Source organism: Anaerosporomusa subterranea (assembly GCF_001611555.1).
Lineage (GTDB): Bacteria > Bacillota > Negativicutes > Sporomusales > Acetonemataceae > Anaerosporomusa > Anaerosporomusa subterranea.
Window position 1 is genome coordinate 663146 of record NZ_LSGP01000013.1, and the last position, 21396, is coordinate 684541.

The 21396-nt window shown below is 46.3% G+C and carries 22 protein-coding genes; all 22 read right to left on the reverse strand.

The genetic code is table 11. From position 1 onward, the window contains the following. Positions 1–119: 119 nt before the first annotated feature. The 22 genes from AXX12_RS06940 to spoIIIAF all read right to left on the reverse strand — a co-directional run bounded on the left by AXX12_RS06940 (position 120) and on the right by spoIIIAF (position 21388). Entirely contained in the window at positions 120–3242 is a 3123-nt protein-coding gene (locus AXX12_RS06940) for a calcium-binding protein (RefSeq protein WP_066239980.1), read from the reverse strand. Positions 3243–3270: 28 nt separating this feature from the next. Continuing rightward, on the reverse strand, positions 3271–4281 hold the full coding sequence (locus AXX12_RS06945; RefSeq protein WP_066239983.1) for a CPBP family intramembrane glutamic endopeptidase: 1011 nt from the start codon (positions 4279–4281) through the stop codon (positions 3271–3273). A 682-nt stretch (positions 4282–4963) separates the two neighbouring features. Further along, complete coding sequence (gene spo0A, locus AXX12_RS06950) at positions 4964–5734, reverse strand: sporulation transcription factor Spo0A (protein WP_066239984.1); 771 nt, start codon at positions 5732–5734, stop codon at positions 4964–4966. Positions 5735–6263: 529 nt separating this feature from the next. Further along, positions 6264–7613, reverse strand: coding sequence for a SpoIVB peptidase (gene spoIVB, locus AXX12_RS06955; protein WP_066239986.1), 1350 nt, complete (start codon positions 7611–7613; stop codon positions 6264–6266). A gap of 155 nt (positions 7614–7768) precedes the next feature. Next, the gene (gene recN / locus AXX12_RS06960) at positions 7769–9472 is read right to left on the reverse strand and encodes a DNA repair protein RecN (RefSeq protein WP_066239988.1); all 1704 of its coding nucleotides are present in this window, start codon (positions 9470–9472) and stop codon (positions 7769–7771) included. 35 nt (positions 9473–9507) lie between these two features. Further along, entirely contained in the window at positions 9508–9957 is a 450-nt protein-coding gene (gene argR / locus AXX12_RS06965; RefSeq protein WP_066239991.1) for an arginine repressor, read from the reverse strand. Continuing rightward, positions 9954–10529 (reverse strand): tRNA 5-(aminomethyl)-2-thiouridylate-methyltransferase MnmM, encoded by a 576-nt coding sequence (gene mnmM, locus AXX12_RS06970; RefSeq protein WP_066239993.1) that lies wholly within the window; start codon positions 10527–10529, stop codon positions 9954–9956. The genes argR and mnmM overlap by 4 nt, the downstream gene beginning before the upstream one ends. Next, entirely contained in the window at positions 10516–11439 is a 924-nt protein-coding gene (locus AXX12_RS06975; protein ID WP_231881826.1) for an NAD(+)/NADH kinase, read from the reverse strand. The genes mnmM and AXX12_RS06975 overlap by 14 nt, the downstream gene beginning before the upstream one ends. After that, positions 11399–12238: a TlyA family RNA methyltransferase gene (locus AXX12_RS06980; RefSeq protein ID WP_066239997.1), complete on the reverse strand. Its 840-nt coding sequence runs from the start codon at positions 12236–12238 to the stop codon at positions 11399–11401. The genes AXX12_RS06975 and AXX12_RS06980 overlap by 41 nt, the downstream gene beginning before the upstream one ends. Then, a complete protein-coding gene (gene dxs / locus AXX12_RS06985; protein ID WP_082816738.1) occupies positions 12235–14118 on the reverse strand; it encodes a 1-deoxy-D-xylulose-5-phosphate synthase in 1884 nt (627 codons plus the stop codon). The genes AXX12_RS06980 and dxs overlap by 4 nt, the downstream gene beginning before the upstream one ends. A gap of 58 nt (positions 14119–14176) precedes the next feature. Beyond that, on the reverse strand, positions 14177–15055 hold the full coding sequence (locus AXX12_RS06990) for a polyprenyl synthetase family protein (RefSeq protein ID WP_066240000.1): 879 nt from the start codon (positions 15053–15055) through the stop codon (positions 14177–14179). Continuing rightward, a complete protein-coding gene (xseB, locus tag AXX12_RS06995) occupies positions 15049–15312 on the reverse strand; it encodes an exodeoxyribonuclease VII small subunit (protein ID WP_066240003.1) in 264 nt (87 codons plus the stop codon). The genes AXX12_RS06990 and xseB overlap by 7 nt, the downstream gene beginning before the upstream one ends. Further along, positions 15293–16510, reverse strand: a complete 1218-nt coding sequence (gene xseA, locus AXX12_RS07000; RefSeq protein WP_066240008.1) for an exodeoxyribonuclease VII large subunit — start codon at positions 16508–16510, stop codon at positions 15293–15295. The genes xseB and xseA overlap by 20 nt, the downstream gene beginning before the upstream one ends. 172 nt (positions 16511–16682) lie before the next feature. Next, the gene (locus AXX12_RS19995) at positions 16683–16817 is read right to left on the reverse strand and encodes a hypothetical protein (RefSeq protein ID WP_269448388.1); all 135 of its coding nucleotides are present in this window, start codon (positions 16815–16817) and stop codon (positions 16683–16685) included. Positions 16818–16870: 53 nt separating this feature from the next. Next, complete coding sequence (locus AXX12_RS07005; protein ID WP_066240010.1) at positions 16871–17800, reverse strand: Kae1-like domain-containing protein; 930 nt, start codon at positions 17798–17800, stop codon at positions 16871–16873. Then, positions 17797–18213 (reverse strand): transcription antitermination factor NusB, encoded by a 417-nt coding sequence (nusB, locus tag AXX12_RS07010; RefSeq protein WP_066240013.1) that lies wholly within the window; start codon positions 18211–18213, stop codon positions 17797–17799. Before nusB ends, AXX12_RS07005 begins: the two co-directional genes overlap by 4 nt. A 20-nt stretch (positions 18214–18233) precedes the next feature. Beyond that, complete coding sequence (locus AXX12_RS07015; RefSeq protein ID WP_066240016.1) at positions 18234–18461, reverse strand: DUF2273 domain-containing protein; 228 nt, start codon at positions 18459–18461, stop codon at positions 18234–18236. A gap of 11 nt (positions 18462–18472) precedes the next feature. Continuing rightward, positions 18473–19009: an alkaline shock response membrane anchor protein AmaP gene (amaP, locus tag AXX12_RS07020; protein ID WP_066240021.1), complete on the reverse strand. Its 537-nt coding sequence runs from the start codon at positions 19007–19009 to the stop codon at positions 18473–18475. Between the two features lie 43 nt (positions 19010–19052). Further along, the gene (locus AXX12_RS07025; RefSeq protein ID WP_066240024.1) at positions 19053–19448 is read right to left on the reverse strand and encodes an Asp23/Gls24 family envelope stress response protein; all 396 of its coding nucleotides are present in this window, start codon (positions 19446–19448) and stop codon (positions 19053–19055) included. 163 nt (positions 19449–19611) lie between these two features. Beyond that, positions 19612–20142, reverse strand: a complete 531-nt coding sequence (locus tag AXX12_RS07030; protein WP_066240026.1) for a SpoIIIAH-like family protein — start codon at positions 20140–20142, stop codon at positions 19612–19614. A gap of 9 nt (positions 20143–20151) precedes the next feature. After that, complete coding sequence (locus AXX12_RS07035) at positions 20152–20754, reverse strand: hypothetical protein (protein WP_066240028.1); 603 nt, start codon at positions 20752–20754, stop codon at positions 20152–20154. Positions 20755–20797: 43 nt separating this feature from the next. After that, on the reverse strand, positions 20798–21388 hold the full coding sequence (spoIIIAF, locus tag AXX12_RS07040; RefSeq protein ID WP_082816739.1) for a stage III sporulation protein AF: 591 nt from the start codon (positions 21386–21388) through the stop codon (positions 20798–20800). Between the last annotated feature and the right edge of the window lie 8 nt (positions 21389–21396).

Sequence of the window (21396 nt, forward strand, 5' to 3'; positions counted from 1 at the left end):
GATCCCAATCCGTATAGATAAACGTCATTTCCAGTACCGCCGTCTAAGATATCATTACCAGCACCACCATCTAGAACATCGTCTCCAGTATATCCATATAGAGTATCGACGCCTTCCTCTCATGCCGTTATTTCACTCCCATCAGCGAACCGGATCTTATCTACCTGATAGGCATCTCCCATAAACCAGTTTCTTAACGTCAGTATTTCGCCGCTATTTTTTAACTTGATCGTAATATCTTCCCAATAATTAGCGTTGGAATTCTGAGCAGCGTTGAAATTGAACTCAACTAAGTCTTGGGTTATCCCCTCACCCATTTGGATGATATCTACCGACGTATCATTAGAATCGTTGTTACTAACAAAATCGTTACCCGATCCCAATCCGTAAAGATAAACGTCATTTCCAGTACCGCCGTCTAAGATATCATTACCAGCACCACCATCTAGAACATCGTCTCCAGTATATCCATACAGAGTATCGACGCCTTCCTCTCCATATAAGTGGTCATTACCCTCATCACCGAGCAATGTCTCGTCCCCATCACCGCCATATAGAGTATCGTTTCCTCCGTACCCACTTAAGTAATCATTTCCTGCTTCTCCGTATAAGATATCGTCTCCGGAATGACCATTTAATGAATCGTTGCCATCGCCGCCATATATGACATCATTGCCGCCTTCGCCAAAAATAGTATCATTTCCACCAAGTCCATACATTTTATCGCCATGATAGCTGCTGCCAAATATTGTATCAGCATTTTCGGTTCCAACTGTCTTAATTGTGGCAGTAATTTCCGATGCCGTTATTTCACTCCCATCGGCGAACCGGATTTTGTCTACCTGATAGGCATCTCCCATAAACCAATTTCTTAGCGTTAAGGTCTCTCCGCTATTCCTAAGCTTCATCGTAATATCTTCCCAATAATGGGCGTTAGCATTCTGCGCAGCGTTGTAATTGAACTCTACTTGGTCTTGGGTTATCCCCTCACCCATTTGGACAATATCGATTGATGCAACATCAGAATCATAGCTATGGATTGCATCATTACCGGATCCCAATCCATAAAGATAAACGTCGCTTCCGGCGCTTCCGTCTAAGAAATCGTTTCCGACGCCTCCATCAAGTACATCCTCTCCGTTGTCACCGTACAAAATGTCATCACCATCGCCGCCCAATAGCTGGTCACTACCATCGTCACCGCTGAGAATATCGCTACCAAGATCCCCTGTTAAAATATCATTGCCACTTCCGCCACTTAAATAGTCGTTTCCATCCCCACCGTACAACTTATCTACATCAGCTTCGCCAGAAAGAATGTCGTCACCATCGCCGCCACTTAGAATATCATTATGATTCCCACCGATAATATGGTCACTCCCGCCCCCACCATAAAGAAAATCTTCGCCGCAATACCCTAACAGGTTATCAGCTCCATCGCCGCCTATGATAACGTCGGTTCGAGAAGTACCTTCAATGAAGTCATCACCAAGCAATCCATAGATAATGTTTCGACCTGCTGACTCAATGGCAAATCCTAGGTCTACATCTTGTGTCGCGTAATAATCCTTAAATCGCTCAAAATCGACCAGACTAGAGTTTAGTCCCAGTCCATTTAAAACACGAGCAAATTCAATCAGACTGATTACTCCGGTATAATTATTTGCTACCAGCATTGCATCAATCTTGGTCTGAACCCCAGCTAAGCTATCAATCACCGTATTATTTTCTGCGTCCCAGGAAAATGTTATTGCATTCATTAAATCAGCACAAGTGCTTTGCGCCATTAACCGGATGTAGAAGTATTCTTTCATATCCGCATAGATATCTTTTAGAACAGCAGCAGCGTTAACATTTGGATCAGGAGTAGTCCCGCCCGTTGTCAGCACCCCAACAAATTCTTGACCGAACATGCTCTCCAGTACAGCCAATTGCCTTGCATCAATATTTGAACCTCGGCTAGCAGGATCAATTACGTCGCTATCGGTCCATTTAAATAAAATTTGTTCCATTATCTCTTCACGAACTGCGGGTTCCGTTTCCGCAATGAATGCCTGAACTAAGTCTTGTAAGACACCACTTGAGTCGCGGGCCATAGCTTGCCAAAGATCATACACATTCCCGTGCCCCTGTAAATAGGGAAGTTCCTTAATTTCCGGGCTTACATCTATCCATTGTGTAGCCACTGAATGGATAGTATCACGGTTAAACAAATATTCACCCATGGACGATACTGTTCCATCTAATCTTTCAAATAAACCTAAGCGAGCCTGCGTGTTGCCACTAGCATCGGTAGTATTAGTAGATGTATTACTCAGGCTTATTGACTTGATGCCAAGTTCAGTGAGAGTGAGCAACTCATTGGTAGTAGAATACCCATCCCCATTGACGTCTTTCCATACGCGAAGTTGTGAAAACTCTGTATCATTTGTATCGATAATCCCATCAGTGTTACTATCAAGATCTGCTAACGCCTGAAATCCGCTACTGGCCTTTACACCGTTTGATAAAATGGTTTGATCACCGAAGAGTTCTTGTCCATTGTTGATAATGCCGTCTCCATTTCGATCCATCGCAAGGATGCCGTCATCAGACTTTACCCATCCGGTTTTTTCTGCAAATCCGTTACAATCTAAATCAAAATATCCGCCTGTTGAAACGGCTGTTGTTTCAATACCATCCCCGTCTAGATCGAGAACTAATGGATCAAATGTTTCTCCCTCAGCACCACGAAATGGACCGGTAGGTCCTGGGTTAAAGGGGTCTAGGCCGGAGCCACCGGGAGTTCCAGGAACGCCGGGATCACCAGGATCACCAGGATCACCAGGATCACCAGGGTCACCAGGGTCACCAGGATCACCAGGATCACCAGGATCACCAGGATTGCCAGGATCACCATATGCATTAGAAAGAGACATTAGCTTATCCCATAATTCATAAGTGAACTTTACTGCGTTTGATTCCCATCCGCCGACTACTGGCACAGCATTGTTTATTATGTCGCCGAGGAATTCTGAAGGACTCCTTAGCTTTCCTTCAATAGCGGATCTGACTAAATATTCTTTCGTAGCTGCTTCCACTACTAACGTAGTCACAATTGCCTTATCAGCGGGGTTTTGCAAGTTTAGGTATCCCATATTGGTTAAGGTTGCTAATAAGACTGTAGTTGGCAGAGTTACTAGCTTGGCTACTAGATCAGCAGTCATTTTTTGCATCCAAACCTGACTTTCATTTTCACTCATTCTGTTCCACCCTCCCTAAATTACAATATTAAAAGAACACTGGTAGTATCTTGTGATAAAGTATTACAAAAAACGGTAAGACTACATTTTGAAGACTATGTAAAACAATAGGAGCAGTTAACGTGCCAAATTCTTCATAGGCATAAGCGAAAACTAAGCCTAATATAAAGTGAAAATAATTCGCCTCTATACCATGGTATGCATAAAACAGCAATGCACTAATTAAATAAGCAAAAGATTTACTAAATTGCTTTACACATTTAAATAATAGCCCTCTAAATATTACTTCTTCACAAATAGGAGCTAAAAAAACCGCTACAATAATAACTTCAGGAAGAAGAAAAACCACTTTATCGCGAATAATTGAATTGTGACTTAATGTTAGAATGCCAACCAATATTTTTATAGTTAATAACAATGTAAGCCAGTTTAGGAATTTCTTATTGCTAAATAATTTGGCTACATCTTTAATCTTTATCCAAAAATTTGTGATAAGTATCGGTTTATGATAATAAAAAAAGATAAAGGGAATCAGTAATATATTTCTATAAATTAATCCAGAACTAGGTGATTGGGCAAAAATCGAAAGAATAGGGATATTTAATGCTCGACAAATTAAAAAGAAGAAAAATATACCTAAGAATAAAACTGCTAGCATTATAAGAATAACTTTTACAATATCTTTCCCTGAATATTGCCTGTTTCTCTCATATTCCATAATTTTCTTATCAACTTCGTCTTCCAATTGTATCCAGTTTTCTTTTAAAAGGTAATGATCTTTAGTTGACATTTGCCAATAGTTTATTAGTTCTTTTAGATCTGGTCTTAAAGCAACACACTTGGATGCATAAATATCTGCTTCTATAATAGTACCTAGCTTAGTATGTACTCGAAGCAACCAAAAATTAACTAGAAAATCGTTTTTATTAATAATTAATGCTTTTTCAAATTGCTCTTTTGACTGCTCGTATAGTGACTGATTATACTTAAGAACACCAGTTTGAAAAATATCGCCAAATTTAATCCATTTAAACTGCATAGCTCCTCCAAAGAAATAATTCTTTAATTTTAAATTTATTTGCTCGTTTTTTGAGCTCTCCTCCAGTTGCTTTTTGAAATAGACTGCTCACTCAACTTAAATCCGATCTCCAAGTTTTCTCATCCACAGCCTTTACATCTGTGTTTAAATTAGAAATCCCTGATATATCAGACGCGCATAACAACTATGCGAAACTGATATATCAGGGACTATAAACTATAGAATATGTAATGTAGAAACAAAGAAAGCCATGAAATAATGACATATCAAAATGAGGATTAATAGACCGCACTATTGAGAAAGATTCCCTTTTGATCGCGTGGTTCATGGGGCAACCACCTTTCAATCGGATAATTCTGAGTATAATACGACCTCCAAGTCAACAATACAATCATTACAATTATTTTTTTATCTAATTTCATTATAGCTTGCTATCATAGAATTTATATCCGACCCTTGTCTCAATTTGATGATTTCCAGCAGGACTAAATTCCCAAATTCTACAAGTCCCCCATAAACACAGGGACAGCGGCTCTGTTTCATGCTTTCCAGATCTGTATTAACGATAGACTCGTTTTTCGCGCTAAAAGCGTATAGTGGCGCTATGCCAACGATAACACTGCTAGCTTGAAGAAAAAAGCTCCCGGAAAACTTCCGAAAGCTCTTAATAATGTCTTTTTCTCTATGCTCGCATTTCCATCCGCAGCTTATCGGCAATCATTGCCATAAACTCTGAGTTTGTCGGTTTCCCTTTCTCAAGTTTGACCGTATAACCAAAAATACGGTTGATCATATCCATGTTACCCCGGCTCCAGGCGACTTCAATCGCATGCCGGATGGCACGCTCGACTCGGCTGGGAGTGGTGGAATATTTATCGGCAATCATCGGATAAAGCACTTTTGTTACCGCGCCGAGGAGCTCAATCTCGTTGACAATCATCATAATGGCATCACGCAGGTATTGGTAGCCTTTGATATGAGCTGGAATACCGATCTCGCGGATAATGCTGGTTACTTCGACATCGACTGGGCGGGCTTTGATTGCTTGCGCTACGGCGGGACGTTGGGAGGTAATGACACCGGCCAACTGACGAACTCGGTTGATTAACACATCCATATTGAAGGGTTTTAAGATGTAATAATCGGCGCCTAGTTCCACTACCCGCTGGGTAACACTTTCTTGGCCAAGAGCAGTCAAAACGATAATCTTAGGACGTTTTTCGCCAGACCCGCTTAGCCGTTCCAGCACACCGATTCCATCCAAATGCGGCATGATAATATCAAGAACCAAGACATCGGGCTTTTTGTCATGTATCACTGTAAGAATTTCTTCTCCGTTATACGCAACGCCGACTAAATCAATATCAGGCTGTTGTTGGAGAAACTCTTGCATGATCTCTGCAAATTCCCGGTTATCATCCGCAATTGCCACTTTAATTTTCTCTCGTGTCATATTATCAGGAGCCTCCTCATATGATGTATACGAGAGCTATTTCGACAAAAGCGAGTTACTTCCTTCCTTGTTTGTAAAATAATTACATTTTTATCGTATTTTAATTCTGACAATTTCTGCGTTTATTCTACATTTGTAATAAAATTGCTTGCGCTCTTGGTGAGACAAAGTACGATGAACACAAGCGGCACTAGCGATACATGAGACACAAAGCGTATGTCCTTAGTGACGTAGTGGTTCTGTTCTTTGCGCCGCTGAGGCGGTCTTTAGGGAAAGTCTGAGTATGATAGCACAAACGCCACAAGCGGCACTAGCGCCACTATGGTCGACTAACATTCCTAAAAAAAAGAAGACCGCCCTTATCCAGGCATTACCTTAGCGGAGGTTAAGCCCTACCGCCGGAGCGGGGCTAATGCCTGGATAAGGGCCCGCCACAAAAATAGCTACTAAGCCTTACAATGCAATGCCTCGTGTTATCCCAGGAACTTATAATTTTCTATACTCTGTACAAAAACCGCCTTTCGGCGGTTTAAGCTATATTATGCTTATAAGCAAAACTGAACAATCGCTTGGCTGTTTGCTGCGGCTTCTTGGGTATTAGGCCGCTTTCCATCAGCATCCAATCCATGAAACAGCCATAGCCTTTGCTTGGATCGTGCACAAAGACATGGGTAACCGAACCGACAATCTTCCCATTTTGAATAATTGGACTACCACTCATGCCTTGAACAATACCGCCGGTTTTTTCTAACAGCCGCTGATCGGTAACTTGTATTACTAATCCTTTGCCTTCAGGAGAATCTTGCAAATTAATTTTTTGAATCTCGATGCCAAATGGTTCTATTGTTTCTCCGTCAATTACTGTCAGCATTTGCGCAGGTCCGGGTTGAACTTGACTCATTGAAGCAACTGGCAAAGCTTCCGGATACAGTTGGTGGTTAATATGATTGGTCAATTTCCCGTAAATACCGAAGTTCGTATTTTTTTGGATATCGCCAATGATTTGGTCTTCTTCAATGAACACGCCGATCTTTTCACCAGGTTGTCCGCGTTTGCCGTGATGAATCCCAGAGACAGTAGCCATGACGATTTTCCCTTCATCACAATCAATTGGCTGATTAGTGTCATTGTCAGTGATTACATGCCCTAGGGCTCCATATGTTTGGGTTTTATCATCAAAAAAGGTTAAGGTACCAACGCCGGCAGCACTATCACGGACATATAACCCAATCCGATAGCGCTGGGTTTCTGAATCATGAATCGGTTTTAAACTAAAGTGAAGTCTTTTCTCTTGGCGCTTGATCATCACATCAACCTGACTGTGTTGTTTGCCACTGGAATCGATAATCTCAGCCACTTGATAATCACTTTTGATCGGCGTGCCGTTCATACTAAGTATGACGTCACCAACCATGACTCCCGCATCTTTTGCTGGTAAAATTAAGTCTCCGCGCTGGTTTTTCACTGGAGAGTGACCAACGATAATCACACCCTGTGAACGTAGCACAACTCCGATTGAATGACCGCCAGGATAGAGCTTAATTGGCGGCAGGACATCGACTTCCACGGTACGCAGCGGAATTAATCCTAGAAGTTTAATCTCCACGTTGGTCTTTCCCCGTCGAAATGGTTCGACGGCAACCGGCCGCGATAACGAATACGGGGTCATGTCGGGGTTGAGTTTTACGACTTGCTCGAATTCTTGAGGAACGGCGATGGTAAGGGGAAAGCTGACAGTAAATACTGCTGGTTCACCTTCAATCATTCGTAAAGTCGGCGGAATACTGTAGATGTTTTGAAACTGTGGGGACATACAAAACGAAACAAGCAGCATAATTGAGATTATGCCAAGAACGGAACGCTTATTCAGCCTATCCATTTACTGTCATCACTCCTTGCCCGCTTGATTCTTTTTTCTGTTCATTATCGATGATTCCCGTAAAAACCAGAGATTATTCCGGGAATTCTGTCATATATTAACTTAACCATTCAAATTCGACGATTTCATACAAAAAATGAGGTGTAAGCTCGCGCTTACACCTCATTTGTCCATTTTTCTTTCTTTTTTATTGCTGTTTCTATCATCTGCCTCGCATTTTCGACAGCAATTTGTGTTGTATTGTCACCTGCGACCATGCGAGCCAATTCTAGCATCCGATCTGGTGGCGCTAATTGTCGAACCAAAGTAATGGTGCGATCCGAATCTACCACTTTTTCTGCTAAAAAATGAATATCAGCCATACTGGCAATAGCCGGCGAATGTGTAATGCATAGCACTTGTTTGCTGCTCGCAACAAAGGCAATTTTCTCGGCGACCATTTGGGCGGTTTTGCCGCCGATACCGGCGTCAACTTCATCAAAGATTACCGTTCCAACCGAATCCTTGTATGCGCTGACCGATTTAATCGCTAAAGCAATCCGGGATAATTCACCGCCTGATGCTACTTTCTGCAGCGGCTTGGGATCTTCACCCCGATTGGCTGAGAATAGGCAAATCACTTCATTACGGCCTGTTGACAGAAACTTGTCGATGAAACTGATGGCCACACTAAAGACCGCGTTCGCCATGCCGAGGTCTCTGAGCTGAAGTGTAACTGCTGTCTCCAGCTCGGCAGCTGCCTGCCGCCGCTCTTGATCCAAACGAGCACTGAGATGGGTCAGCTTGTCCTCTAACTCCTGTCCCTTAGCTGCTAGCTGTTCAACTGTATGGCCAGTTTGCTGCAGAGCCTCCAATTCAGTAACAGCCTGTTGTTGGTAGACAAGGATTTCTGCAATGGTTGAGCCGTACTTCTTTTTCAAATTTTGAATAACAGCCATGCGGTCTTCAAGCTTCTGCAAACGGCCTGGGTCAGAATCAATACCATCAGCATATTGCCGCAGATCGCTAGCAATATCATCTAACTGGTAGAGACACTCAGTCAAAGCTTCTGCCTTCGGACGCAAGGATTCATCATAACGGACAGCGGCTTCGAGTTCACGCCTGATTTCGCCCAGTGCGGAAAGCACTGCACTGCCGCGCTCGCCTTGTTTTAAAAGAATATAGGAATGGGAAACCGCATGAACGATTTTTTCCACATTGGCCAAAAGCCGGATTTCCTGTTGCCACTGTTCATCTTCGCCAAGGCGAAGTTCCGCCTGTTCGATTTCTTCAGTCTGCCATAATAACATTTCGATGCGCCGCTCGCGCTCACGGGAACGGGTCTCATGGTCAGCTAATTCGGCGTGAATTTGCTGCCATTGCTGATAAGCAGACTTATAATCTGCTAAAATTGGCTCAACCTTGTCTGCATACTCATCGATCAAGGCAAGATGGGCTTGTGGTCGCAACAATGCCTGATTTTCATGCTGCCCATGCATATCTATCAGCAGTTCTCCGATTTGGCGTAAGACGACTAATGGTATTTGACAGCCGTTAACAGTCACGGTATTCTTACCACTGCGAGTCAAACGTCGACTAATAATCAGTGTATCTTCTTCACAGGTAACGCCCTGCTCATCAAGCAAACCGGCCAAAGCCTGACTGCCTGAGATATCAAACACAGCCTCGACTCTAAAATAGTCGCAGTCGCGGCGAATCGAATCCACAGACGCCCGTTCACCGAGAATGGCACTCAGAGCGTCAATCAGAATCGATTTACCTGCTCCCGTTTCGCCGGTTAAGATATTCAGCCCTGGAGCAAATGCTATCTGAACATGATCAATCAATGCAAAATTGTTGACAGTCAAGGTTTTCAGCATATCATTTCCACCTTTCGCACAGCGTCCTAACGAGGCTAGAGTAATGCCTGGAATTTGGCGATCACAGCGGGAACAGCTTCCATAGGCTTGACAATCACCATGATGGTGTCATCACCCGCAACAGTGCCGATGATCTCAGGCCACTTCACATAGTCGATCGTAAATGCGACTGCTTGAGCGGTTCCGGGCATTGTCTTCAGTACAATAATATTTTGACTGTGATTAATGCCAACGACTGAATCTTGAAAGGTACGCTCCATCCTTGCAGGGGAGATCATCACAGTTTGTTCTTGGGGAAACGCATAACGATACCGTCCGTCGCCTACAGGGACTTTAATCAACATTAGCTCTTTGATATCCCGCGATACTGTCGCTTGCGTCACATCTATTCCCTGGCGGCGTAATGCTTCAGCTAATTCTTCTTGTGTTTCAATAACAGCATTCTCAACGATTTCCTTGACTTTCCCGTGTCGCAACAATTTCACCGTCTGAGCTCCCTCCTCTTTTCCACTGCGTACAACAATGGCGGATTGTTAATTTGATTCTGCATGCTCCAGCAAGCCACCGAGAAATTCTGTTGCGGTAAAGTGGATAAAAACTGCTGAAGTACTTGGTTTTCCAAAATTCCGCTAGCGTGGCCTGGATAAACAACAATTGTCATTAATCCTCCGATGGTTAGCAGATGGGCTGCCTGCTCAACCGCCGCCAGCGTTGTATTAGGTTGTGTGGCAATATGTCGGTCGCTGCCGGGTAGATAGCCGAGATTAAACATGACAGCATCAATCGGCTGATTGAGGGTCGAGCCAAGGGTGTCGTGACTGGCCTGAATCAGCCGAACTTTCTCTGCTAGACCGGCGGCAGCCAGAATTCTACTCGTATTTTCAATCGCAGACGGTTGAATGTCGAACGCCCAAACCGCAGCCTGCGATAGAGTGTTCTTTGCGAGAAAAAGTGTATCTTTGCCATTGCCGGCTGTTGCGTCGACTACGACACTAGCTTGCAGCAAATACGGGAGTAGCATGTGTTGAGCTGCTTGAACAGCATTAGCTGGTAGCATCGATTTCTCCTCTGCGCAGCTTTCTATGCAGAGTTTGGTAATAACTCTTATCGTTAAAGCGCACCAGTCGCGCTTTTTCTGGCGATTCTGTCACCTTGAGGGCATCGCCGAAGATCATGCAAAAGTTTGATTTGCCATCAATCGTCAAGGCAACAATTTCCTCAGGCGATTGGGGTCTGACTTCGACAGTTTCCTGTCGGGATACGACCAAAGCGCGGGAATAAAGAGTATGTGGACAAATCGGCGTTAGGATCATCGCCTCTACATGCGGGCTAACGACCGGTCCGCCTGCCGACAGTGAATAGCCTGTTGCTCCGGTAGAAGTAGCCAATATAAAGCCATCTGCCGGGTAACCGGCGATCAATTCTTCATCTACATAAACATTTAAGCGTATCAGGCGTGGCGAGGCACTGTTGGTCATCACGACATCATTGAGTGCTGTTGCGGAAAATATTGTCTCTCCCTGCCGAAGCACCGTTGCAACCAGCATCATTCGTTCTTCGACCAAATAATCACCTGTAAGCAGCTTGTCCAGCGCTGGCTGCAGTTCTGAAAGCTCCGCTGCAGTCAGAAAGCCGAGATTCCCCATGTTGATGCCGCAGACCGGAATCTTCGCTTGCGCCAATTCCCTCGCGACATGCAAAATCGTCCCATCGCCACCTAGTGTGATGCCAAGGTTGATTTGTCGCATCATGATATCCCGGTCAGCTGCAAGCATCGGCCGGTCGCAGGCTGTCGCAAAGTCTTGTGGTAACAGGACTCGCGCCCCCCGCTCTATGAGATAGTCGGCAACCTGACAAACAACGTCAGTGATACCCGTCTTTTCCATGTTGGGATATATCCCGATGGTTAGCACACTGCCTCCAATCTCAGGCATCCAGAGCAAGATGTGCTGCATCGACGGTCGCATCTACCGCAGCTTCATCAAGCGGCGATCCGCCTGTTGCCAAATGAACCAGATATTCAATATTGCCTTCCGGTCCTTTAACCGGTGAGTACGTGAGCTCTAGGGGAATCAAGCCGTTATCCTTTGCGCTCGCAAATACTGAGACGATCACTTCTCGGTGAACGCGGGGATCACGGACAACACCACGCTTGCCGACTTTTTCCCGACCGGCCTCAAACTGGGGTTTGATCAGAGCGATGATAAAGCCTCCAGGTGCTAACAAACCAGTGACTGCGGGCAGTACTTTATCCAGCGAAATAAAGGATACGTCAATGGTAGCGCAATCGATCAACTCTCCCAAATCGTCAATCTTCAAATTGCGAATATTAGTTCGTTCCAAGTTCACAACGCGAGAATCTGTTCTGAGCGACCAGGCGAGTTGGCCATAGCCGACATCAATCGCAAATACTTTGGCTGCGCCATTTTTCAGTGCGCAATCAGTAAAGCCGCCCGTCGAAGCGCCAATATCTGCCATGACCTTACCGTTCAGATCAATGTCAAAGTTTTGCAAGGCTTTTTCCAGCTTCAATCCGCCGCGACTAACATAACCGATGCTATCGCCCCGCACCGTGATCACAGCCTGAACTGGCACTGCTGCGCCAGCCTTTTCCATCTTCTCTTCGTTAACGTAAACAAGTCCAGCCATGATATATGCTCTGCCGCGTTCTCGGCTAGGCACTAAACCGCGTTCAACAAGCAGTACGTCAAGTCTTTCTTTTGCCTTCTCTTTGCGTTTTTCATTAGGTTGATCAGGAGTGTTCATTTTGCTCCATATTCCCGGAAGAAGCTAGCAGCTTTTTCCGCAATGGCTGCGCCATCTAGGCCATATTGTTTAAGTAACTGAGCGCGGGTTCCGTGTTCAATAAATTCATCAGGGAAGCCTAGTCGCAGTAGTTTTACCCATTTCAATTGCTTATCGATAAGCAGTTCAGCGACTGCTGAGCCAAATCCACCAGCTAAGCACCCATCTTCCACCGTGACGAGAACGCCTGTTTCGCGCGATAAACTGCGTATCATCTCTTCATCCAGTGGTTTAACAAAGCGAGCATTGACGACCCCGGCCCGGATGCCGGAGCTTGCTAGTAAATCACTAGCTACTACACATTCTTCCACCGCCGAGCCAATGGCTAGCAGCGTTAAATCAGAGCCCAGCTTGATACGTTCTGCTTTGCCAATCGATACAGGAAGGGATTCTGTTGCGAAGGGAATACCGAGCGTGCAACCGCGGGGATAACGAATAACGCAAGGCCCATTGTGTTTAAGCGCCATTGCCAGCATTTGACGCAATTCAGTTTCATTTTTGGGAGCAAGCATCGTGAGGTTCGGCGCAGATCGTAAAAATGCGTAATCAAATACACCTTGATGGGTAGCACCGTCTTCACCGACAATGCCTGCCCGATCTAGACAAATGACTACAGGCAGCTTTTGCAGGCAGATATCATGAACAATTTGGTCAAATGCGCGTTGCGAAAAAGTAGAGTATACTGCCACAACCGGGCGCTTGCCCGCTGCTGCCAAGCCAGCAGCCAGAGTCATCGCGTGTTGTTCTGCTATGCCTACATCAAAGAAGCGTTTGGGATAGCGTTCAGCAAACTTCTTGAGGCCTGTTCCTTCTGGCATGGCGGCAGTAATTGCCACGATATCAGGGTTATCGGCCGCGAGTTTGATCAGTTCATCGCCAAATACGCTAGTGTATGATGGTCTATTGCCACATTGCAAGGTTTCGCCAGACTCTACGCAAAACGGACCAATCCCATGGAAGCGGTCAGCATTGCATTCGGCTGGAGAGTATCCTTTCCCTTTTTGGGTAATGACGTGAATCAGGACCGGACCATTCATCGTTTTGGTAGCTTGCAGGACTTCGCACAGGCCGGCGATGTTATGGCCATCAATTGGCCCGATATAGGTAAAGCCTAATTCTTCAAACAACATGCCGGGAACCAACATGAATTTCAGACTGTCTTTTGCCCGTTCTAATGTTTTAGCCACACTGTCGCCAATGGCGGGAATCCGTCTGAGAGCATTGTCAATATCTCGCTTTACTCGCGAGTAGGTAGGATCAGACCGGATTTTAGCAAGATACTCAGCCATAGCGCCAACGTTTTTTGCAATCGACATTTCGTTGTCATTGACGATTACTGTGAATCGAGTCCCCAGATGCCCGGCATGGTTAAGTGCTTCATAAGCTTGACCGCCAGTGAGCGATCCATCGCCGATAACTGCCAACACTTGATTGTCACGGCCTGATAAATCACGGGCTAGAGCAATACCGAGCGCCGCCGAAATCGATGTGCTCGAATGACCAACACCAAACGCATCATGCTCACTTTCACTGCGTTTAGGAAAGCCGCTAATGCCGCCGTGCTGACGCAGAGTATGAAACTTGTCACGGCGTCCGCAGAGAATCTTGTGAACATATGCTTGATGGCCAACATCCCAGACAATCTTATCCCGGGGACTATCAAACGTCCGATGAATGGCCAGAGTTAATTCTACAACTCCTAAATTTGGCGCAAGATGTCCGCCGTTCTTAGCAACAGTGTTAATGAGAAGACTACGTATTTCAGCAGCAAGTCCATCCATTTGCGGTAGAGACAGCTTGCGCAGATCTTGCGGCTGACTAATTGTATCAAGAAGGGTCACCGTTATTCCTCGCTTTCGCCAGTCGGCGGCGCCGGCCAACACTAATATAGATATGGGATTAGTTGGTTCTAGACAACAACGAGTCAACCATCTGTCTAAGGATAGCGGCCTCGTCGCCGAACCCGTTTAATGCGGCATGCGCTGCGCCTACAGCCTGCGCGGCCAGTTGTCCAGCAGTATCTAAGGAATACAAGGTAACATATGTCGCCTTGTCATTCCGCTCGTCACTTCCGACAGGTTTACCGATTTCTGCTTGGGTGCCAGTAACATCAAGAATATCATCAGTGATCTGAAATGCCAGTCCGAACTGTTCAGCATATTCTGTGAGAGCAGTTATGTGTTGTTCTGACGCTCCAGCCAACATCCCTCCGGCACGCAGAGCCGCTTTAAACAGTGCACCGGTTTTGGCCTGATGCATATATCGTAAGGTATCATAATCCAGTCTTTTTCCCTCTGAGAACAAATCCACCACTTGGCCGCCAACCATGCCCGCAGGCCCAGCAGCAGCGGCGATTTCCCGAGTCACTGCAACTAGTATCTGTGCCTCGACTCCTGGTTGTGACAGAATGAATTCAAATGCCTGAGTCAGCAGAGCATCACCAGCTAAAATCGCCATGCCCTCGCCGAATACTTTATGGTTAGTTAGCTTGCCACGACGATAGTCGTCATTATCCATGGCAGGCAGATCGTCGTGAATCAGCGAATATGTATGGATCATTTCAAGCCCGCAAGCGACAGGAAGATAGTTGGTTCCTTTTGCCCCCACTGCATCAGCGGCGGCCATTAAAAGAATTGGCCGCAACCGTTTGCCGCCAGCAAACAAGCTGTAGCGCATGGCATCATAGATAACCGGCGGTAAGGCTTGTTGCCGCATAAGCATGCGGTCAAGAGTTTCATCAATCACTTTAATTTTGTCCTGATAGTATTGTTTCAACATGGTGCTTCCTCCTGAAGTTGCAACGGTTTTGTAGTAACACGTCCTTGCTTTTCCTCTAGGATAAGGTCAATCTGCTCCTCAGCGCTCGAAAGCTTTTCAAGACACAATTGGGAGAGAGAAACTCCTTGAGCAAAGTTAGCCAGCGCATCCTCAAGCGATAGTTCACCTTTTTCTAAATCATCGACAATGATTTCCAGCTTAAGTAATGCGTCTTCAAATGTAATATCAGCAGAAGGATTATTTTTTGTTTTTCTCACTGGTCTCCTCCTTATGGCTAACCTGCGCAGCGATCAAGCCGTCGCGCAGAATAATTTCCACCATATCGCCAGGTTCAATGTCAGAGACCCGGCGGATTATCGTTCCACCTAATTTACGAGTAACGCTGTAGCCTCGGTTCAAAACTGCCAGAGGATTTAAGACAGCCAGTTTTCCGGCCGCGACGTGAAAGGACTGTTGCTTGCCAGCAACAATCGTTCGGAATGCCTGCAGAAGTCTGTCTCTCTTTACATCCACCGCTTGCTGCCGGGCAGCCAGAATATCCTGCGGTGAGCGGAGAGCCCGACTGTTTTGTAGTCTTACGACTTTCTGCTTATGGTTCCGCAACAGATTCTTCATCCCGGTTTCAAGCGTCGAGGTTAGAGCGCCAATGTAGCGGCCTAGTTCCCGAACATCGGGTACAATCAGTTCCGCCGCCTGTGATGGTGTTGCCGCCCGGCGGTCTGCCACAAAATCTGATAACGTAAAATCTGTTTCATGGCCAACCGCGGAAATGACCGGAATCGTAGACGCAGCGATTGCACGAACTACTTTCTCGTCATTAAAGGCCCACAATTCCTCCAATGATCCGCCGCCACGACCGACAATAATAATGTCAACAGGATAGAGGCGATTAAAGACGTCTAGTGCCCGACAAATCTCACCTGGCGCTTCCATTCCCTGCACACGGGCCGGATAAAGAACTAAACGAACGCCGCCATGACGACGCTTGCTTACGGTAATAATATCACGCAAGGCTGCGCCATTTGGCGATGTGATGACCCCCACGGTTTTCGGTAAAACAGGTAAAGCTCGTTTGCGGTTGTCATCGAATAATCCTTCGCGCGAGAGCTTGTCCTTTAGTTGAGCGTATGCGAGACTGAGCTCGCCTACACCGTCAGGGATTAGTTGATCCGCATATAACTGATATTGTCCATCTCGCTCGTAAACGGCAATATGCCCCGCAACAATGACCTTCATCCCGTCGCGCGGCTCGAACTTTAAATATTGCGCCCGACTGCGAAACATGACGCCGCGAATAACTGCCCCAGAATCCTTTAGCGTGAAATAGCAGTGTCCGGATTGGTAACGTTTATAATTTGACAGTTCACCTCTCACGAACAAGGCAGCGAGTCGATGGTTATTCTCCAATAGACTCTTTATGGCTGAAGTTAGCTCGCTAACGCTAATAACGTTCAAGTAAACCATCCTAACTGTAAAATGCCCACAATAGTTGTGTTTTCTCTATCTGACAAAAAAATACCTGCTAAGAATTTGCACAATTGCCAAAATCGTGGACAGCCCCGCCAATCTGGCAGTATTGATCTAGAATATAGTGGCGAGGCTGATCATCTAGGATTGGATTCTCCCCCTAATATCGGTTGCCGTGACGTTGAAATAGATAACCACTAAAGGCGCCAACGGCAAACCAAAAGAAGTAGCCGGGAGGAATAATATGACCAACCACTACACCAATAACCGCGCCGATAAGTGTATACCCCAGCATGCTCCCACCTCCGTCTGTCGCTGCTACATTGTATGCGGCAGCTGGCAGAACGGTTACTTCAACAAGCTTAGAAACGCCGCACCGACGGCATTATCAGGGCTATACGCCGGCTCTGGGAAAAACAAATTGCCAATTTGGGATAGTCGTTCACGTAGATAGCGGCGGATATGTTGATTAGCCATGACGCCGCCAGCCAACAAAATATCTGTTACTCCTGATTCGTTAATACCAGCCTGGATAAGCCTAGAAATAGTCTCTGCAATGCAGGTTTCGACAGCATGAGCGATTTCCGCCGGCTCGCCTCCAGCGGCAATGAGCCTGGTCGCATGTGAGGCCGGTCCGGAAAAGCTGACTGATAATTTGTCCACAGACACCGGTAACCGCACAGATCCGGTTGCCGTTCGCGCTAAGGCTTCCAAATGACGGCCAGCAGGGAACGGCAAATTAAGGGCTACGCCGATCCGATCGACAAATTGTCCTGCTTGCAGATCAATACTACCGCCTAGCAAGCTGAGGTCAAAGGTAGATCCCTTGCGTTCAACCAGAACAATCTCGCTAGTTCCTCCGGATGCGTGAACCGCTAAAAACCGATCCGACAGCGGACCACCCGCAGACCACACACCAGCTAAAATGTGGTTTTCCTGGTGACTCAACGAGAAGAGCGGTACTCGATGCGACAATGCCAGCGCTTGGGCGAAGCCTGCGCCAACTAAAAAAGCCGGCATGTAGGAATTAGGAAGCGGCCGGGGACAATTCGTCACCCCGATTGCCGCCGGCGCTCCACCGACCTTGGCGAGCGCTTCCTCCAACACAGCCGGCATATTGCGCGTATGCTGAAAAACCATCTCTGATTGGGCTAAGCCACGTCCTCCCGGCTTGACCGTCAACATCTGCCGGCAATCAGCCAGGAGAGTGCCTTGCATATCAAGGATAGCGATTGATGTTGTGTAACAACTGGTATCAAAACCCATTACCCAGCTCATGGGACTTCCTTATTTTTGACCAACGCCCCAAGGATGCCATTAACAAAACGCGCTGAGTCTTCTGTACCATATTCCTTGGCCAACTCAACAGCCTCATTGATCACGACTCCGGGGGGAACTGGCTCGGTACTGAAATTCAGCTCATAGATAGCCAGACGAACAATATTTCTGTCAACGCCCGGCATGCGTTCAATTTTCCAATCATATGCTGCTTTTGCGATAATCGCATCAATTTCCGCTAAACTATTCTTAGCACCAGCAATTAGGTGTTTGGCATAGACTTTGTCCTTGTCTGCCACAACCTCATACTCACTAAAAACCATCTCTAACGCTGGTTCTGTCGTGATATCCTCATTATAATCCATTTGAAACAGCGTTTGCAGCGCCATTTCCCGGGCCTTCCTGCGGCTCATAGATTCCCTCTTTTCTTCAATTAGCGATGATATCCAGGTGGCAATAATTTATCGAGAATATCCATAAGGTCTTCCTTCTCATCAATGCGTTTTCCAACCATAAAGCCGGCGATAACGCAAAATAGCACAAATAGAGTCTGAAAAAATCCCAGCATCAATACCAGGATACCGATGATAAAACCCACGCTGCAACCAAGTATTTTGCCGCCGTGCGACTGCCAGATTTCCTCGAGCAAATTCCGGTCCAACGTCGTCACTCCTATTCAACCCGTTTCGCCTTAAAGTCGTTGGCTATGTTATCCACCACAACGCGAATATCGACCGGCTCGATGCCAACTGTGTTTTTAATCGACTCGCTGACTCGCTGCTGAATTTCATCAGTAACAGCCGGAATATTCGAATCTGGACTGACTACGATCTTTAGGATTATAGACACACCAGCATTAGCATGCTGAACAGACACTTTTACGCCGCGAACACCACGAGTATGCCGAGCTGTTTTCTCCACTAAGTTTTCCACCGCGTCAAGCGACACATGCACATCACCTAAATTCGTATGATGGGTAATCGACTTGCCGCCACGGCGAGAACGCAAACCTGCCAGCAGCAAACGCAGACTGACTAAAAGAAAAACAGCGCCGACCAGGCCAGCCTCCCAACGTCCGGCAATACTTTCAATGCTTGTCCTCACCCAATCCATAGAAATAAGGCGTAACGAGAGCAATATTACGCCAAGTGACAAAAATGTCAAAAGAAATGTGTATATGGTTAATATGATCCTATCAAGAATACCCATATGTTGCGTCAGGACTCCTTTCTAAGCGTCTAGCAGCCTAGTCTCAGCGGACCCGGCCTTCTTCTTCTCGGCCTTCCTGAACAAAACCTACACCTTGGACATGAACGTTGACTTCAACAACCTCTAACCCTGTCATCGCTTCAACCGCTCGTTTAACATTTTCTTGCACTCGCAAAGCGACATCTGGAATCCGCACACCATATTCAACAATAACAAACAGGTCTGCTGCCGCTTCACGTTCGCCAACCTCTACCTTAACCCCTTTTGATAAGTTCTTTTTGCCGAGCATCTCCGCGATCCCGCCTACCAGGCCGCCACTCATGCCAGCAACACCGGGAACCTCCATTGCGGCCAGACCCGCGATGATGCCAACGACTTCGTCGGCGATTCGGACAGTCCCGACATCGGTATGCTCGCTCTTCTCAATTCGTTTATCCAAGCACAGCCCTCCCTTTCGGCAGATACTCGCCTCCTGCGAGACAAAAGATCAATTTTCCAGTAAGCTTTCTATATTATAACAAACTTTTTCCGCCGATACAAATCCATTGTATTGGCATTGCCAAACAGCGATAAGAGAAAGACTTGGACACAGCCAAGTCTTATTAAGGTTTCGCGCTGATCGTGATGTCTTCGGGACGTACACCGGTTACCCGGCTTATGACCTCAGCCACTTGGGTCACTTCCTCCCGAGTAAAGGCTTGGGCCTTGATAATTGCATTAACATTTTTGTCTTGAATAACAACCAAGGCATCTTGGAAACCGCGAGCTTTGATTAGATTCTCCATCTCATACTCACGCTGTTTCTCTTGTACCAGCCGCAAAATAGCTTCCTGCACCCGCTGTTTGGAGTCTTCTGTTTTCGAGTTTTTAACCATGTCGCGCAATACATCAAAGCGTTCACTGCGGATTTTGTCCCGTTCCAACCGGTATTCAGTAAAGAAATCGGGAATCGTCAACGCCATTTCAATCGGCTTTATCACCTGCATAGCGTTTGAACGGTCCACTTTAACTTGAGTCGGTTCTTTATCCTTTTGGTAGTTGACAAACTGTGCGGTTACAATTGCTAGAATGGCGACAACGGCCAGCCCCAGCAGGATGCGCTTAATGACCTTGTTCAGTGTTACCACAAGCATGTTAATCCCTCACTTTCTTTGCGGCAAAACGGTTATTTTGTAAGAAGGAATCCCTAGACTCGTTTCAACAGCTTTGGTCAATTGGGCTTTAATCTGAGAATCGCCTGCTCCCTCAGCGATAACTAAAACACCTTTGATCACTGGCTTGTGCTCACGCAGCATCACAGGGCGATCTGCGCCGTTTTCCTTACTCACCAGTATACTTTCCGTCTCTTTCGTCTCTATAGTTGACCGAGTGCCGCCAGAAGTGTCTTTCTCTTGAGTCGTTTTTGATTCGCGCACAATATTCTTGGCATATTCCTGTGTTGCTCCAGTCTCTAATGTCACGTTGACTGCTACCGCACCGGCCCCCTTCACTTGTGAAAGCAGGTTAGCGAGCTTTGCCTCAAGGATATCTTCATAGCTGCGAGGCGTGCTCGATGTGGCTGCATACGGCGCAGGGATGGGCTTATCACTATCGCGCAATGCCAATGTTGGAAAGATGCTGCCAGCCACGATCAGCAACCCCCCCAACACACCCATCCACACTAATTTTAAATGATGAGTTCCTACTTTACCCAATCCGCCACCGACTTTCCTTGCCCCTGCGAACAAGGCTTGAAAACTACTCATGCCGAATCCTCCTTTGTTCCAAACTTGCGTGCGCTGTTACTTACTAACCTTGCATTGATTTGACAATAATTTGCCGAGCTTGCAGTTGATACAATTCGCCCAGTCGCCGCTGAATCGTAATCACAGTCTCCTGTTGCAAATCTGGCGCTGATGGCGCGACACCAATCACAACTTTTCTAACTGCCTTCTTGGTTGCGCCGGGCCGAACATTCACCGTCACTTGACTAATTTTCGTTAATCCGCCTTGATCGGCGCTTAATTCCACCTCGACATTAGCCTGGGCCACTCCCTCAATTCCCATGACCAGTGATTGCATCTGTTTGGATAAGTCTCGGCGATAGACATCTTTAATCAGTTGATCTCGCTTGCCAGTTGCCGCCTTCGCAGCTTCCTCTACAGGTGCTGTTCCTGACAAACGCGGAGCAAGAGCAGTGACGTCGCTATTGCTGGGTGCACGTTCGAGAAAACCAATGACCGGATTTAAGATGGCCAGCATAATCAACAAGCCCATAATGACTCGGACAAATTTCTGCATACTGCTTGAGGGAAGTAAAAGTTCAAGAAAGGATGCAAACAGTGTCGCGAAGACAATTCCCATCACCCATGAAACAACAAGATCAATCATCGATCTCATTCATCCCT

Coding starts and splice junctions, on each gene's coding strand:
- spoIVB (WP_066239986.1), bottom strand. CDS start 7,613: ATGGATAGGCTGAATAAGCGTTCCGTTCTTGGCATAATCTCAATTATG.
- mnmM (WP_066239993.1), bottom strand. CDS start 10,529: ATGCTACCAGCTAATGCTGTTCAAGCAGCTCAACACATGCTACTCCCG.
- spo0A (WP_066239984.1), bottom strand. CDS start 5,734: ATGACACGAGAGAAAATTAAAGTGGCAATTGCGGATGATAACCGGGAA.
- spoIIIAF (WP_082816739.1), bottom strand. CDS start 21,388: ATGAGATCGATGATTGATCTTGTTGTTTCATGGGTGATGGGAATTGTC.
- AXX12_RS06945 (WP_066239983.1), bottom strand. CDS start 4,281: ATGCAGTTTAAATGGATTAAATTTGGCGATATTTTTCAAACTGGTGTT.
- AXX12_RS07035 (WP_066240028.1), bottom strand. CDS start 20,754: ATGAGTAGTTTTCAAGCCTTGTTCGCAGGGGCAAGGAAAGTCGGTGGC.
- AXX12_RS06940 (WP_066239980.1), bottom strand. CDS start 3,242: ATGAGTGAAAATGAAAGTCAGGTTTGGATGCAAAAAATGACTGCTGAT.
- recN (WP_066239988.1), bottom strand. CDS start 9,472: ATGCTGAAAACCTTGACTGTCAACAATTTTGCATTGATTGATCATGTT.
- nusB (WP_066240013.1), bottom strand. CDS start 18,213: ATGAGCCGCAGGAAGGCCCGGGAAATGGCGCTGCAAACGCTGTTTCAA.
- AXX12_RS07005 (WP_066240010.1), bottom strand. CDS start 17,800: ATGAGCTGGGTAATGGGTTTTGATACCAGTTGTTACACAACATCAATC.
- amaP (WP_066240021.1), bottom strand. CDS start 19,009: ATGGGTATTCTTGATAGGATCATATTAACCATATACACATTTCTTTTG.
- AXX12_RS06990 (WP_066240000.1), bottom strand. CDS start 15,055: ATGTTGAAACAATACTATCAGGACAAAATTAAAGTGATTGATGAAACT.
- AXX12_RS07030 (WP_066240026.1), bottom strand. CDS start 20,142: ATGCTTGTGGTAACACTGAACAAGGTCATTAAGCGCATCCTGCTGGGG.
- AXX12_RS06980 (WP_066239997.1), bottom strand. CDS start 12,238: ATGAACACTCCTGATCAACCTAATGAAAAACGCAAAGAGAAGGCAAAA.
- AXX12_RS19995 (WP_269448388.1), bottom strand. CDS start 16,817: ATGCTGGGGTATACACTTATCGGCGCGGTTATTGGTGTAGTGGTTGGT.
- AXX12_RS06975 (WP_231881826.1), bottom strand. CDS start 11,439: ATGCGACCGTCGATGCAGCACATCTTGCTCTGGATGCCTGAGATTGGA.